General features: G+C 70.4%; 10 protein-coding genes and 1 pseudogene. 5 read left to right on the plus strand and 6 right to left on the minus strand.

The window, feature by feature from the left end; genetic code table 11:
- Positions 1 to 136: 136 nt before the first annotated feature.
- On the minus strand, positions 137 to 1,660 hold the full coding sequence (locus ACZ7OO_RS41855; RefSeq protein WP_471512650.1) for a glycosyltransferase family 39 protein: 1,524 nt from the start codon (positions 1,658 to 1,660) through the stop codon (positions 137 to 139).
- A 415-nt stretch (positions 1,661 to 2,075) separates the two neighbouring features.
- Here ACZ7OO_RS41855 and ACZ7OO_RS41860 point away from each other — a divergent pair, with 415 nt between their 5' ends.
- The 3 genes and pseudogenes from ACZ7OO_RS41860 to ACZ7OO_RS41870 form a co-directional block, all read left to right on the plus strand.
- Positions 2,076 to 3,251: a glycosyltransferase 87 family protein gene (locus ACZ7OO_RS41860; protein WP_471512651.1), complete on the plus strand. Its 1,176-nt coding sequence runs from the start codon at positions 2,076 to 2,078 to the stop codon at positions 3,249 to 3,251.
- 80 nt (positions 3,252 to 3,331) lie between these two features.
- The gene (gene galE / locus ACZ7OO_RS41865; RefSeq protein WP_471512652.1) at positions 3,332 to 4,312 is read left to right on the plus strand and encodes a UDP-glucose 4-epimerase GalE; all 981 of its coding nucleotides are present in this window, start codon (positions 3,332 to 3,334) and stop codon (positions 4,310 to 4,312) included.
- Positions 4,313 to 4,631: 319 nt separating this feature from the next.
- Positions 4,632 to 4,742 (plus strand): annotated as a pseudogene (locus ACZ7OO_RS41870) (ADP-ribosylglycohydrolase family protein); the annotation flags it as partial.
- 7 nt (positions 4,743 to 4,749) lie between these two features.
- On the opposite strand, the gene ACZ7OO_RS41875 reads toward ACZ7OO_RS41870, so the two are convergent.
- The 3 genes from ACZ7OO_RS41875 to ACZ7OO_RS41885 form a co-directional block, all read right to left on the minus strand.
- Positions 4,750 to 5,673, minus strand: coding sequence for an RNA polymerase sigma-70 factor (locus ACZ7OO_RS41875; protein WP_471512653.1), 924 nt, complete (start codon positions 5,671 to 5,673; stop codon positions 4,750 to 4,752).
- Between the two features lie 35 nt (positions 5,674 to 5,708).
- Positions 5,709 to 6,086 carry a DoxX family protein gene (locus ACZ7OO_RS41880; RefSeq protein ID WP_471512654.1) on the minus strand — a complete coding sequence of 126 codons (378 nt, stop codon included), beginning with the start codon at positions 6,084 to 6,086 and terminating at the stop codon, positions 5,709 to 5,711.
- An 80-nt stretch (positions 6,087 to 6,166) separates the two neighbouring features.
- On the minus strand, positions 6,167 to 6,793 hold the full coding sequence (locus tag ACZ7OO_RS41885) for a TetR/AcrR family transcriptional regulator (protein ID WP_352220823.1): 627 nt from the start codon (positions 6,791 to 6,793) through the stop codon (positions 6,167 to 6,169).
- 360 nt (positions 6,794 to 7,153) lie between these two features.
- Here ACZ7OO_RS41885 and ACZ7OO_RS41890 point away from each other — a divergent pair, with 360 nt between their 5' ends.
- Together ACZ7OO_RS41890 and ACZ7OO_RS41895 are read left to right on the plus strand one after the other, a co-directional pair.
- The gene (locus tag ACZ7OO_RS41890; protein WP_471512655.1) at positions 7,154 to 8,071 is read left to right on the plus strand and encodes an ABC transporter permease; all 918 of its coding nucleotides are present in this window, start codon (positions 7,154 to 7,156) and stop codon (positions 8,069 to 8,071) included.
- Complete coding sequence (locus tag ACZ7OO_RS41895) at positions 8,064 to 8,927, plus strand: ABC transporter ATP-binding protein (protein WP_471512656.1); 864 nt, start codon at positions 8,064 to 8,066, stop codon at positions 8,925 to 8,927. Before ACZ7OO_RS41890 ends, ACZ7OO_RS41895 begins: the two co-directional genes overlap by 8 nt.
- A 31-nt stretch (positions 8,928 to 8,958) precedes the next feature.
- On the opposite strand, the gene ACZ7OO_RS41900 is transcribed toward ACZ7OO_RS41895, so the two are convergent.
- Entirely contained in the window at positions 8,959 to 9,423 is a 465-nt protein-coding gene (locus ACZ7OO_RS41900) for a GtrA family protein (protein ID WP_471512657.1), read from the minus strand.
- Positions 9,424 to 9,571: 148 nt separating this feature from the next.
- Positions 9,572 to 14,500 (minus strand): NAD-glutamate dehydrogenase, encoded by a 4,929-nt coding sequence (locus ACZ7OO_RS41905; RefSeq protein WP_471512658.1) that lies wholly within the window; start codon positions 14,498 to 14,500, stop codon positions 9,572 to 9,574.
- Positions 14,501 to 14,931 lie beyond the last annotated feature (431 nt).

Raw genomic sequence — 14,931 nt, forward strand, 5'->3', positions numbered from 1 at the left:
TCAGCCACCGCACCCCCAGCACTCGGATCGGACGTCACGCAACATCCAACCGCCACGACCACCAACCCGGCGAACCAATGTGGTCAGAGCACTAGCCGCGTGGGCGCGACCAGCCCCACCACCCCGCGGCCCGCACTCACCCGAACCCGCCCCGAATCGGCCGCACATACAACCGCAGCGCGATCCGATCGATCACCATCTCCTCCCGCAGCACGAACTGCTGGTTCAGCACGGCGAGTTTGGCGCGTTCCGTGGAGAGCCGCGGCCGGTACCCGCTCACCAGCGCGTACTTCTCCACCACCGCCCACACCTCGTCCACCCCGGCCAACCGCCGCCGCAGCGTCCCCGCCCCCACCTCACGCCCGTACAACGTCCCGGACACCGACGCCGGTTCAGCCAGTGCAACGTCCCGCGTGCCGTTGAAATCGGCGGGATAGGCGAGCTCCGTCCCCCGCGCATGGGCCGGCAGAAACAGCACGGGGTCGCCGGGCCGCAACGCACGCGACACCGCCTCCGCGACCGCACCGAGGTCATCGGGCCGTGTGCCCGGCACACGGTCCTGCCGCAGCAGTGGAACCTGGTGGGTGAAGGCGAGGACGAGCGCCAGGACCCCGGCCAGGGTGAGCGCGGGCGACCTGGGCGTGGTCGCCGTGCCGTGCGACCAGAGCCGGCCGAGCACCCCGACGACCCGGTCCGCGCCGAGCGCCACCAGCAGGGGCGCCCCGGTGAGCGCGTACAGCACATACCGGTCGACGTACAGCGGTGTCAGCTGCGATGCCAGCATCAACGCCACCGGTGGCAGCACCGCGAGCGGCAGCGCGACCGCGGCGAGGGTCACCTCACCGCGCCGGCCCACCAGCCGGGTCAGCCCCAGCAGACCGAGCACGAGGCATACCCAGTACACCCCGTCGGTCGGGCCGAGGTACTGGCGCAGCAGCTCCTGCGCGGTCTCCAGGTCCGGCTCCCGCAACCACGCCAGCTGGGCCGACTGCGCGTGCGAGACGACGACCATCGGTGCCAGGGACAGCGCCACGCCCCCGGCCGCGCAGCCCCACCCCCGCCACACCCTTCCCGACGATCGGGCCAGTGCCAGAGTTCCCGCATGCGCGAGCAGTAGCAGGACCGCGAACTCGTGCAGCCAGCAGGTGACGACAAGGACGGCGCCGTACCACCACCAGGCCCGCCACCCCCTTCCGCCCTCCGTCTCGGCCTCCCCTGCGTCCTCCCTTTCTTCCGCCGCCCGTACGAACAGCAGGGTCGCGCCGGTCGCTCCCGCGGCGACCAGGGTGTAGGAGCGGCCCTCCTGCGCGTAGTGGCCGACCAGCGGCGTGATGGCGTACGTCAGGCCGGCCCACAGGCCGACGCGCGGCCGGGCCAGGCGGGTGCCGAGGGCGGCCACCAGGCCCGCGGTGACGACCGCCGCGCACACCGAGGGCAGCCGGAGGTCGACCTCGCCCGGGTGGCCGGGGGCGACGGCGAGGACGACGTGCATCAGCAGGTAGTACAGTCCGTGCACCGCGTCCACGCCGTGCAGCAGCTGCCAGATCTGCGGCACAGTGCGCCGGGCGACCTGGTAGGTGACGGCCTCGTCGCGCCACATCCCGCCGCGGTGCAGCCCCCAGAGCGCGACCGCGAGCATCACCGCGGCCGGGACGGCCACGACGACGGCACGGCGCGCACGACCCGGCGGCCCGACGGGCGGTCCGCCCGGTCCCCCCGATCCTCCCAACGGCTTCGGCCGACTCGACGGAGTCGGCCGGCCGGTTGCTGTCGTTCGCGATGTCCGCGGATGTGCTTTTACGAGAGGCCCGATACTCACCACGGCCCGATCTTTTGTGATTAGCCAACCTTTGCCGGGTATTGACGGCGTATCGGCATGGATACACCATCCGCGCGGCTTACGCTCGCGGTTGATGAACCGCCGCTCGTACTTGCCGCTCCCAAGCGCCCCGTTCGCCCTGCCTGTTCGACTCCCGCGCCTGCGCCGCCCCGCGCGCACCGCATGCCCCCCGCGCTCGCCGCGTCTCACGCGCCCCCTCTGCCTCGCCGGTGTCTGGGTCGCCACGCGTGCGCTGATGCTGTGGCTCCTCGCCCACAACAACGAGCGACTCCTGGGACACGGTGCGGTCGCGCGCGAAGTGTGGCGGCTTTACTTCCACTGGTACGGCGTCCTGTCGCACGGCGCGTTCCCGGCGCACGACACGTTGTGGCAGTACCCGCCGGGCGCCGGCGCGGTGCTGCTCGCGCCGGGGCTGGTGCCCTGGCTGAGCTACTTCCAGGCGTTCGTGGCGCTCACCCTGGCGACCGACGCGCTGATCACGGCGGCGCTCGCGCGCGCGGGCACGCGCCCCGGTCGCACGCTGCTGGGCGCGGCCCTGTGGACGGGCGCCCTCCCGCTCCTGCTGCACCTCCCGCTCGCCCGTTACGACGTGGAGGTCACCGCCTTCGCCGTGCTCTCCCTGCTGGCGCTGCCGCGCTCCACGCGCGCGTGCGGGGCGCTCGCGGCGCTGGGCGCCCTGGTGAAGGTGTGGCCGGCGCTGGTGCTGCTGGGCGTCGAGCGCGGGCGTTCGACGCGCACGGCGTGGACCTGGGCGGCGGTGGCCGGGGCCACGACCCTCGCCGCGTTCCTGTTCTCCTTCCGCGACCCGCTCGCCTTTCTCCGGCAGCAGGGCGGCCGGGGTGTGCAGGTCGAGTCCCTCGGCGGCACCGCGCTCAGCCTGGCCCGGCACGCCGGCTGGCAGGGCACGACCCGCTACCAGTACGGCGCGATGGAGCTGGTCGGCCCCCATGTGCACGCGGTCGCGACCGCGTCCCTCGCGCTCACCGCCGTCGCCTTCGCGTTCCTGCTCCTGTGGCGGGTACGGGCCCGGCACTGGACCGAGGCCACCCCGTACGACGCGGCGCTGAGCGCGGTACTCCTCTTCACCGTCACCAGCCGGGTGATCAGCCCCCAGTACATGATCTGGCTGCTCGGCCTGGCCGCCGTCTGCCTGACCTCGCGGCACACCACCCAGCGCCCGGTCGCCGCGCTGATCGTGACGGCGACCGCGCTCAGTGCCGTCGCCTACCCCACGTTCTACGCCGAGGTCGTCCACGGCACCTGGACCGGCTGTCTGCTGATGCTCGCCCGCAACGGCCTGCTGGCCACCGCCGCCGTCCTCTCCCTCACCCGCCTGTGGCGCGCCACTCGCCGCCCGGAGGACGCCGTCCGCGCCCCTCGAGTGCGAGAAGTCGCATCAGCCGTCCGCTGATGTCGGCGGCACCTGCTTCACTGAAGAGTGACCGCGGCTGACGAACACCACGGGCCAACTGACGGAGGGGACTGGCATACATGACCTGGCTCATCACCGGCGGCGCCGGATACATCGGGGCGCATGTCGTACGTGCGATGACCGAGGCGGGCGAGCGGACGGTGGTGTACGACGACCTGTCCACCGGCTTCGCCGAGCGCGTGCCGGAGGAGGTCCCGCTGGTGGTGGGCTCCACCCTGGACGGCGAGAAGGTGGCGCGCGCCCTGGCCGAGCACGAGGTGACCGGGGTCGTCCATCTGGCGGCGAAGAAGCAGGTGGGCGAGTCGGTGGACCGCCCCCTGCACTACTACCGGGAGAACGTCGAAGGTCTGCGCGTCCTGCTGCAGGCGGTGACGGAGGCGGGGGTCCCGTCCTTCGTGTTCTCCTCCTCCGCGGCGGTCTACGGCATGCCGGACGTCGAGCTGGTGACGGAGGAGACGCCGTGCATGCCGATGTCGCCGTACGGCGAGACGAAGCTCGCGGGTGAGTGGCTGGTCCGCGCGACGGGCAGGGCGACCGGCCTCTCGACGGCCTGCCTACGCTACTTCAACGTGGCCGGCGCGGCCCGCCCCGAACTCGCCGACGTGGGCGTCTACAACCTCATCCCCATGGTCTTCGAGAAGCTCACGGAGGACGCGCCGCCGCGTATCTTCGGCGACGACTACCCGACGCCGGACGGCACCTGTGTCCGCGACTACATCCACGTGGTGGACCTGGCCGAGGCCCATGTGGCCGCGGCCCGCGCCCTCCAGGCCGAGCCCGGCCGCGAACTGACCCTGAACATCGGGCGCGGGGAGGGCGTCTCGGTCCGCGAGATGATCGACCGCATCAACACGGTCACCGGCTACGACCGCCCCCCGGCCGTCACCCCGCGCCGCCCCGGCGACCCGGCCCGCGTGGTCGCCTCCGCCGACCGCATCGCCAAGGAACTGGACTGGCAGGCCAAACACGACGTCCAGGACATGATCACCTCAGCCTGGGACGGCTGGCTCCGCCTCCACCCGGAGGCGGCCCGGTCCTGAGCCGCCCGCCGGCCAGGATCCGGCCCGCGGCTGCCGCCCCCGCCCGTCGGCCGACAGCAGGCACACCCCCGGCCCAGAGGCAGCCCGGGCCCGACCCACCGCCCTGCCGACCCGGATCCGACCAGCTGCCGCCACCCACAGCCATCGACCGACAGCAGGCACACCCCGGCCCAGGGACCGGCGGCCGTCCCCGGGTCGGCCGACCGGTACCGACCGCCCACGCCCGCACATCGCCCCCGTACCCTGCCCCGGTGATCCTCCTCCCCCGCCTCGACCGCGCCCTGGGCGCCGTCATCGGTTCCGCCGTCGGCGACGCGGGGCCGTACCGGAGCGGTGGACGGACGTACTGCACGTGCCGCTGCCGGGATACGGCGACCGGATGCTGCGGATGGCGGACCTGGCGGCGCTGACCCGGCGACTGGGTACGTGATGTGTGGTCAGTCCACGGGCCGGCGAGCTCGTTTGAGTTCCTCCGAGATGGCCCAGGCATCCGCCACCGGGCCCATGTGGGTGAGTTTGTCGGGGTTGAGGACCAGGCGGATCGCCTGGATCCGGCCGTCGAGGATGTCGAGGGAGAAGGTCTGGAGGACCTTGCCGTCGCGGTCGTGGAAGACCGCGCCCGGCTGGCCGTTGACCTCGTGCTGCTCACAGGTCACCTCGACCCGGGCCAGTACCGGGAAGACGGCCGCGAGGAGGCGGGCCACGTTCTGGGCGCCGGCGACCGTCCGGGCCAGCTGCGGGGCCTTGCCGCCGCCGTCGCCGACCAGGGACACGTCGGCGGCGAGCAGGTCCTGCAGGCCTCCCAGGTCGCCTTCGCGGAGGGCCTCGAAGAAGCGTGACGCCAGTTCGTCGCGTTCCCTCCGGTCCGCCTCGAAGCGGGGGCGGCCGTCGGCCATGTGGCGCCGGGCCCGTACGGCGAGCTGGCGGCAGGCGGACTCCGAGCGGCCCACCGCCGACGCGACCTCGGGGAAGCCGAAGTCGAACACCTCGCGCAGCACGAAGACGGCTCGCTCCAGCGGGCTGAGCCGTTCCAGGAGCAGCAGGGCCGCCATCGACACCGAGTCGGCCAGCTCCGCCGACCGCGCCGGGTCCTCGTAGGGATCGGCGAGCAGCGGCTCGGGGAACCACGGACCGACGTACTCCTCGCGCCGGACGCGGGCCGAGCGCAGTACGTCGATCGAGATCCGGGTGACCGCGGCCGACAGGAACGCCTTCGGCGACCTGACCTCCGTCGGTGAGCCCTCGAACCGCAGCCAGCTCTCCTGGACCGCGTCCTCCGCCTCGCTGACGCTGCCCAGGATCCGGTACGCGATCGAGAACAGCAGCGGCCGCAGCTCCTGGAACTCCTCGGTCCTGTTCATGTCCACTCCCCCTTCGACATCCGTGAACCGGCCGCTCAGAAGGACGCGGGGCCGAATCGGCCCACCGCGACGACCAGCGCGAGCACGAGGTAGACCAGGTTCAGCGCCACGAACGCCCGCTCGCCGCGCCGACCGTGGGTGATCATCGCACCCACCATCAGCAGGACCCAGGCGGCGGCCGTCACGGGCACCAGTACCGGTGCGACCCCGACGACCGCGGGCAGGATCAGACCGGCCGCGGCCAGGAGTTCCAGTACGCCGAGCGTCCTGACGAAGCCGGCGCCCGCGTCTCCGGTCCAGCCTCCGCCGTGGGCCGCGGCCAGCTTCTCCCGGGGTACGAACGTCTTGCTGATCCCACCGGTCAGGGCCACCGCGGCGAGCAGTCCGGCGGCGATCCACAGGGCGAGGTTCATCGTCCACTCCTTGATCGAGGATGCCTGCGCCCCCTACGACGAGACGGCGGCCCGGCCTGTGACATCCCCGGCGGAGTGGTTCACAGCGCTTTGAGCGCCTCCGCGGTGCCACGGGCCAGCGCCGCCAGATACCCCTTCGGCAGCTTCGGGGTGCGGATCACCACCGAACGCCAGTACAGCGGGCCGGAGATGAGGTCCATGGCCAGGTCGTCGTCGAGGTTCGCGGCGAGTTCGCCGCGCCGCTGGGCCGCCTCGATGATCTTGCTGGCGACGCCGTCCTGGCCCTCGCGCAGCGTCTTCTGCATGGCCTCGGCGATCTCCGGGTTGCGGGCCGCCTCGGCCTGGAGGTCCGGGATGATCTGCGAGGCGACCGGGTGGCGCAGCGCACGGGAGGTGACCTCGTACAGGAGCCGCAGGTCGCCCTCCAGGGAGCCGGTGTCGGGCACCGGCAGGCCCAGCACGGCGAGGGCCGAGACGACGTCGAGTACCAGGTGCAGCTTGGAGCGCCAGCGGCGGTAGACGGCGGTCTTGCCGACGCCCGCGCGGCGCGCGATGCCCTCGATGGACATACGGGCGTACCCGACCGCCGCGAGTTCCTCGAAGACGGCGGCCCGGATGGCCTCGGTCACGTCCTCGCGGAGGACGGCCGCCCCGGCGGGGGATCGTCGGCGCGGACGCGTCTGGGACTCCTCGGCGTTCGTCGTCATGTCTCCCAGCATAGGGGCGTAACGACGAAACGGTTGCGTCCCGACGAGGCCCGCCACCCGATCGTCGCAACAGGACCACACTGAACGACTCGCAGCTCACCGCCGTACCGAGCACGAGCCCGACTCGTCGCTGCGCAACGAATCGGTCGCGCCCCGACCTCGGAAGTGTCACGGCGCACACCAGTCCGTGACGACGAAACGGTTGCGTTCCGACGCCAACTCGGCCTACCCTCCCGTTGCGACGATACGGTCCCGTCCCGACGCAGGAAAACGCAAAGAGAAGCGTAAGGAAACGCCGGATGACGGGCCCGGCGCCCAGCCGGACGCCGCACCCCCACCCTCCGAGTGAAAGATGCGGATGTGACCCAGGTTCTCCACACACCGCCCCCGACCCCGGTCACGGCCGAGGACGACCTCGCGGCGCTCGCCGCCCGGCACGGACTCTCGGTCAGCGGCGCCCGTCCCTCCCTGCCGGAGTACGTCCGCCAGCTGTGGGCGCGGCGGCACTTCATCACCGCGTTCGCCACCGCCAAGCTCACCGCGCAGTACGCCCAGGCGAAGCTCGGCCAGGTCTGGCAGATCATGACCCCCCTGCTGAACGCCGCGGTGTACTACTTCATCTTCGGCATCCTGCTGGGCACCAAGAAGGGCGTGCCGGACTACATCCCGTTCCTGGTCACAGGCGTGTTCATCTGGACGTTCACGTCGAGTTCGATCATGACCGGCACCCGCGCGATCGCCGGCAACCTCGGTCTCGTCCGTGCCCTGCACTTCCCGCGGGCCGCGCTGCCGATCTCCTTCTGCCTCCAGCAGTTGCAGCAGCTGCTGTTCTCCATGTGCGCCCTGGTCGTCATCCTGCTCTGCTTCGGCGTGCCGGTCGCCGCCTCCTGGCTGCTGGCCGTCCCGGTGCTGATCCTGCAGTTCACCTTCAACACCGGCATGTCGCTGATCATGGCCCGCTGGGGCGCCAAGACCCCGGACATCTCCCAGCTGATGCCGTTCGTGCTGCGCACCTGGATGTACATCTCCGGCGTCATGTGGAGCATCGCCAACCTGACCGGCAAGCACAAGGGTCTGCCGAGCTGGGTTGCTCCGGTACTCAAGGACAACCCGGCCGCCGTCTACATCGATCTGATGCGCTACTCCCTGATCGACAGCTTCCACGCCAGCCAGCTGCCGCCGCACGTGTGGCTGGTCGCGACCGGCTGGGCCCTGGTCATCGGCGTCGGCGGCTTCATCTACTTCTGGAAGGCTGAGGAGACGTACGGCCGTGGCTGAGAACGTGAGCGACACCCGCATCCCCACCGTCGTCGCCGACAGCGTCGACATCGTCTACCGGGTCAACGGCACCGGCGCCGGCCGCGGCTCCGCCACCGCCGCCCTCAACCGCATGCTGCGCCGCAAGAACGCCGAGAAGGCGGCGGGCGTCCGTAAGGTGCACGCGGTCAAGAACGTCTCCTTCGTCGCGTACAAGGGCGAGGCGATCGGCCTCATCGGCTCCAACGGCTCCGGCAAGTCCACCCTCCTCAAGGCCGTCGCCGGTCTGCTTCCGGTGGAGAACGGCGCCATCTACACCGACGGCCAGCCCTCCCTCCTCGGCGTCAACGCGGCCCTGATGGGCGACCTGACCGGCGAGAAGAACGTCTACCTCGGCGGCCTCGCCATGGGCATGTCCCGTGAGGAGATCAAGGAGCGCTACCAGGACATCGTCGACTTCTCCGGCATCAACGAGAAGGGCGACTTCATCACCCTCCCCATGCGCACCTACTCCTCCGGGATGGGCGCGCGGCTGCGGTTCTCCATCGCCGCCGCCAAGGATCACGACGTCCTGCTCATCGACGAGGCGCTGGCCACCGGTGACGCGTCCTTCCGCATGCGCTCCGAGGAGCGCATCCGCGAACTGCGCCAGCACGCGGGCACGGTCTTCCTGGTCAGCCACAACAACAAGTCCATCCGCGACACCTGCGAGCGGGTGCTGTGGCTGGAGCGCGGTGTGCTGCGCATGGACGGGCCGACCGAGGAGGTTCTCGCGGAGTACGAGGCCTTCACCGGCGACAAGGCGAAGCCCAAGCCGAAGCCGAAGGCGGCGCCGCCGAAGCCGGCCGATGCTTCGAAGGTCGCTCAGCCCTCCTGAAGCAGATGTACGACCACGAGCCGCGCCGTCCCTACACGGTGCGGCTCGTGTCCGTCTGGAACACCCACGTCCGGTAGACGAGGAAACGGAAGGCGGAGGCGAAAACGATCGACAGCGCCTTCACCGCATTGGATTCCAGCGGTCCGTCCAGACGGAGACCGTGATAACCGGCGTAGAACAGACCGCTTTCCATCACGACACCGAGACCGCTGAAAACGAAGAACAGTGCGATCTGCCGTCGTGTGCGCGAGGCCCGGTCGCGATAGGCGAAAAAGCGGAAGCCCACGTAATTGGTCGCCATCGCGATACAGCTGGCCGGCACCGTGGCGGCCATGGCAGGCCAACGCAGGCCGTGCAGCAGCAGGTTGAAGGCCAGGAAGTTGACGAGCACGCCGCTGCCGCCGACGACCCCGAATTTCGCGACCTCGAACAGGACCTGAGTCACCGGACGCCGCCTGGGCGGCGCGGGATTGACCACCGTGAGTTGCACTGTCACACGGCAGACCATATCCGACACATCTCGATAAGCAGGAAACGGTAAAATTCGCCGCCCTTTTTCCCTAAGCATCGGCAAGAATAATCACCGTCGGGAAAGAATGCGCCCCGAGCCGTCACCGGCCCGGGGCGCCCTTCATGTCGTACGACTACGAGTGGGTGCGCAGCAGCGTCCGCATCGTCCGCATGGCCACCGACAGGTTGGCCAGGTCGAAGGAGTCGGAGCTGCGGATCTCCTCCAGCGTGGACCTGGCCCGGCCCAGGATGGCGGCGTTCTTCTGCTCCCAGGCCTGGTAGCGCTGCTCGGGGGTAGCGGCGCCGTTGCCCGCGGCGAGCACGTCGGCGGTGAGCATCGCGTGGGCCGCGTAGAGGTCCTCGCGGATGGAGGCGCGGGCCATCGACTGCCAGCGGTCGGCACGCGGGAGCTCGATGATGCGGTCCATCAGCTGGGTCACACCGAGACGGTCGGCGAGGTCGTAGTAGACCTCGGCGACGTCCAGTGGCTCCTTGCCCATGCGGTCGGCCACCGAGACGATGTCCAGCGCCGGGAAGGCCGAGGAGAAGCCGGCCACGCGGGTGGCGACCTCGGCCGGCACGCCGGCCGAGGTCAGCTCGTCGTACACGTGCTGGTACCACTCCAGGTCCGCGCCGCGCAGCAGCTTGGGCAGCTGCTGCCAGACCTGTTCGACCCGCTCGGAGAAGAAGTCGACGGTCTTGATCAGCTCCAGCGGCTGCGGCCGGTTGTTGAGCAGCCAGCGGGTGCCGCGCTCCACCAGACGACGGGAGTGCAGCCGGATCCGGGTCTGGACGGCCGCGTCGACCTTGTTGTCCAGCTCCTCGACGGCGTCCCACACCGGGGCGGAGCGGAAGATCGCACGCGCCGCGGTCTGCGCCCGGACGATCTCCTCCAGGGAGGCCCCGGTCTCCTCGCGCAGCCGGTGCAGGTAGGTCGTACCACCGGTGTTGACCGTGTCGTTGACCAGGACCGTGGTCGTGATCTCGCGGCGCAGCGGATGGGTGGCGAGCGCGCCGGCGAACCGGTCACGCACGGCCGTCGGGAAGTACGCGTGCAGCAGGCCGCTCAGATACGGGTCGTCCGGCAGCGAGGTCTGCAGCAGCTCGTCGGCGACCGTGATCTTCGTGTACGCCAGCAGGACGGCCGTCTCCGGGCCGGTCAGGCCCTGGCCGGAGCCGAGCCGCTCGCGGATCTGGCGGTCGGTGGGCAGGAACTCCAGCGCCCGGTCGAGGTGGCCCTCCCTGACCATGTGGCGGATGAACCGCTGCTGGGCGTGGAGCATGTCCTTGGACTGGGCCAGCGCGTTGGCGATCGCCACGTTCTGCGCGTAGTTGTTGCGCAGCACCAGGGCGCCGACCTCGTCGGTCATCTCGGCGAGCAGCTTGTTGCGCTGTTTGACCGTCATGTCGCCGTCCGCGACCATGCCGTTGAGCAGGATCTTGATGTTCACCTCGTGGTCGGAGGTGTCCACGCCGGCGCTGTTGTCGATGGCATCGGTGTTGATCTTGCCGTCCCGGCGGGCGAACTCGATCCGGCCGAGCTGGGTCAGGCCCAGGTTGCCGCCCTCGCCGACGACCTTGACGCGCAGGTCGGCGCCGTCGACGCGGATGGCGTCGTTGGCCTTGTCGCCGACGTCCGCGTTCGACTCGGTCGACGCCTTGACGTAGGTGCCGATGCCGCCGTTCCACAGCAGGTCGACCGGCGCCTTGAGGATCGCCTTCATCAGCTCGGCCGGGGTCATCTTGGCGACCTTCTCCTCGATGCCGAGGGCCTCGCGGATGTGGCTGTTGACCGGGATGGCCTTGGCGCTGCGCGGGAAGATCCCGCCGCCCGCCGAGAGCAGGTCGGTGTTGTAGTCGCCCCAGCTGGAGCGAGGCAGGTCGAACAGGCGGCGGCGCTCGGCGTAGGAGGTGGCCGCGTCCGGGGTGGGGTCGATGAAGATGTGCCGGTGGTCGAAGGCGGCGACCAGGCGGATGTGCTCGCTGAGCAGCATGCCGTTGCCGAACACGTCACCGGACATGTCACCGATACCGACGACGGTGAAGTCCTCGGCCTGCGTGTTGACACCCAGCTCCCGGAAGTGCCGCTTCACGGACTCCCAGGCGCCGCGCGCGGTGATGCCCATGCCCTTGTGGTCGTAGCCCGCGCTGCCGCCGGAGGCGAAGGCGTCGCCGAGCCAGAAGTTGTAGCTCCCGGCGACCTCGTTGGCGATGTCGGAGAACGTCGCCGTGCCCTTGTCGGCGGCGACCACCAGATAGGTGTCGTCCTCGTCGTGCCGGACCACGTCCTGCGGGGGCACGACGTCGCCGGCCACCATGTTGTCGGTGATGTCGAGCAGTGCCGAGATGAACGTCTTGTAGCTGGCGATGCCCTCGGCCAGCCAGGCGTCCCGGTCCTTCGCCGGGTCCGGCAGCTGCTTGGCGACGAAGCCGCCCTTGGCGCCGACCGGCACGATGACGGTGTTCTTCACCATCTGCGCCTTGACCAGGCCGAGGATCTCGGTACGGAAGTCCTCACGCCGGTCGGACCAGCGCAGACCGCCGCGCGCGACCTTGCCGAAGCGCAGGTGCACACCCTCGACACGCGGCGAGTACACCCAGATCTCGAACGCCGGGCGCGGCGCCGGGAGGTCCGGGATGGCCTGTGGGTCGAACTTCATGGAGACGTACGAGTGCGGGGTGCCCTCCGCCGTCTCCTGGAAGAAGTTGGTGCGCAGCGTCGCCTTGATGACGGTCAGGAAGGAACGCAGGATGCGGTCCTCGTCGAGCGAGGCGACCTGGTCGAGCGCCGCGTCCAGCTCCTCCTGGAGGGCGTCGGTGATCTCCAGGCCGGCCTTCTGCCGGTCCGGCGACATCCGCGCCTCGAAGAGGGAGACCAGGAGCCGCGTGGTGTGGACGTTGTTGCGGAGCGTCGTCTCCATGTAGTCCTGGGAGAACGTGGAACCGGCCTGCCGCAGGTACTTGGCGTACGCCCGCAGTACCATCGCCTGCCGCCAGCTCAGCCCGGCGCTCAGCACCAGTGCGTTGAAGCCGTCGTTCTCCGCCAGGCCGGTCCAGGTCGCCGCGAAGGCGTCCTGGAACCGCTCACGGCCGTCGTCACCCAGGTAGTCGCCGTTGCCACCGCCTGCCGTCTTCGGCATCCGCAGCCCGAAGTCGTAGATCCACGCGGTCGTCCGGTCCGAGCAGCGCAGTTCGTACGGCCGCTCGTCGATCACCTCGACGCCCAGCCGGTTGAGGACCGGCAGCACGGCCGACAGGGAGATCGCCGCACCCTTGCGGTAGATCTTGAAGCGGCGCTCCTCGGGGGCGGCGCCCACCGGCTCGTAGAGGCTGAGCGCGAAGTCGTTGCCCGCCTCCTCGGTGAGCCGCTCCAGGTGGACCAGGTCGGCGACCGCCGCGCGCGGGGTGTGGTCGGCCTTGTAGCCCTCGGGGAAGGAGTTGATGTAGCGGCGTTGGAGCTCGGCCGCGCGCTCCTCGCCGCACTCCGCGTTGAGCGCCTCGGCGAAACTGTCGGCCCAGGAGCGGGCCGCCTCGACCAGGCGGCCCTCGATGCGGTCCTTGTCGGCGTCGGACAGCTCGGGCAGCTCGGTGCCCTGCGGGACGCGGACGACGAAGTGCAGCCGGGAGAGGATCGACTCGGTGTTCCAGGCCGTGAAGTCGACGCTGGTGCCGCCGAGTTCCTCCTTCAGGATGTCGATGATCCGCAGCCGGACACCGGTGGTGTAGCGGTCGCGGGGGAGGTAGACGAGGGCCGAGTAGTAGCGGCCGTACTCGTCCTGGCGCAGGTAGAGGCGGAGCCGCCGGCGTTCCTGGAGGTAGAGGACGCTTGTGACGATCGACTCCAGCTCGGGGACCGGGGTCTGGAACAGCTCGTCACGCGGGTAGGTCTCCATGATCTGGAGCAGGTCGCGGCCGTCGTGGCTGTTGGGCGAGAAGCCGGCCCGCTCAAGGACCGCGTCGACCTTGCGGCGGATGACGGGCACCCGGCGCACCGACTCGGTGTACGCGGCGGACGAGAACAGCCCGAGGAAGCGGCGCTCACCGACGACATTGCCGTCCGCGTCGAACTTCTTGACGCCGATGTAGTCCAGGTACGACGGCCGGTGCACGGTCGACCGGCTGTTCGCCTTGGTCAGGATCAGGAGCCTGTGCTCGCGGGCCTTGGCGCGGGCGTCCGCGGGGAGCCGCTCGAAGGAGGGGCTGACCGGGTGGCCCTCCCCACCGGCGTGCTGCGGGTCGGAGCGAAGGATGCCGAGGCCGGTGCCGGGTACGGCGGCCAGGGAGTCGTCCTCGCGCAGCTGGTACTCGCGGAAGCCGAGGAAGGTGAAGTGGTCGGCGGCCAGCCAGCGCAGCAGTTCGCGGGCCTCTTCGGTCTCGTGCGCGGGCAGGTCGGTCGGCAGCGCCTCGGCCTCGATACCGTCGGCGATCCGGATGGCCGCCTCCCGCATCTTCTCCCAGTCCTCGACGGCCTCGCGGGCGTCGGACAGGACGCGCAGCAGGTCGGCGGTGATCTGCTTGAGGTCGGAGCGGTCGGTCTCCCGGTCGGTCTCGACGTGGATCCAGGACTCGATGTGCGCGTCGTGCGGCAGTTCCGCGCCGACGGCCGGAGTGGGCAGCATCTCGATGAGCTTGCCGGTGAGGTCACGGCGGACGACGAACTGCGGGTGGATGACGACGTGGATGCCGCGCCCCTGCCGGGTCAGCTCATTGGTGACCGAGTCCACGAGGAAGGGCATGTCGTCGGTGACGACCTCCACCACGGAGTGGCTGCAGGTCCACCCGTTCTCCTCGACGGTCGGGGTGTGGACCCGGACGTTCGCGGTGCCCTGCGGGCGGGTCTCGGCGAGGCGGAAGTGCGAGACGGCGGCGCCGAAGACGTCGACCGGGTCACGGTCGGCGAGGTCCTCCGGCGCGGTGTGCAGGTAGTAGCGCTGAAGGAACGCGAGCACGGACTCCTGGTCCGCCGTCCCCGTCGGTAGGTGCCCCCCTGCCGGGCTGTTCTCAGCTACCCGGGCGGCCCGTTCGAGCAGCTCGGCCTTGGCTTCGTCCAGCTTGGTCTGCATTGTCCTCTGGCTCCTGTCGCGCGCCATTGCGTGACGTAGAAGGAAGTACGGGTTCTTCCCCCTGCGGCTCGACGCCACGGCCGGGGTCTCCGGTCTGCTTCGACGCTATGCCGCAGGGTGAGACGAGCGGGGGGTATTCGGCCATTCTCGACATGCCCCGAGGGTGTGACGTCTCTCTCGGCGACGCCACTGCCAGGGCTGTCCTGGGTGCCCTCCGCCCGCGAAGACCAGCGACCGCCGCCCGGCCACGGAGGTGTTCCGTGCTCACCGGGCGCAGGGCAGAGGCGACGATGCCCCCGCGAACTATCGCGCTGATCACGCCACCAGGCTATCGCTCCTCACCCAGGAGCCGTCATGAGCCGTATGTGTACAAAACAGGGGGTGGAACTTTGACGTTCTGCACAGCGACGCAGAGCGGACTTGGCCGACGG

Source organism: Streptomyces sp. NPDC111744 (genome assembly GCF_055634995.1).

Excerpts from the sequence above, each read along its gene's own strand:
- galE (WP_471512652.1), top strand. The coding sequence starts at position 3,332 with ATGACCTGGCTCATCACCGGCGGCGCCGGATACATCGGGGCGCATGTC.
- ACZ7OO_RS41905 (WP_471512658.1), bottom strand. The coding sequence starts at position 14,500 with ATGCAGACCAAGCTGGACGAAGCCAAGGCCGAGCTGCTCGAACGGGCC.
- ACZ7OO_RS41880 (WP_471512654.1), bottom strand. The coding sequence starts at position 6,086 with ATGAACCTCGCCCTGTGGATCGCCGCCGGACTGCTCGCCGCGGTGGCC.
- ACZ7OO_RS41885 (WP_352220823.1), bottom strand. The coding sequence starts at position 6,793 with ATGACGACGAACGCCGAGGAGTCCCAGACGCGTCCGCGCCGACGATCC.
- ACZ7OO_RS41860 (WP_471512651.1), top strand. The coding sequence starts at position 2,076 with ATGCTGTGGCTCCTCGCCCACAACAACGAGCGACTCCTGGGACACGGT.
- ACZ7OO_RS41875 (WP_471512653.1), bottom strand. The coding sequence starts at position 5,673 with ATGAACAGGACCGAGGAGTTCCAGGAGCTGCGGCCGCTGCTGTTCTCG.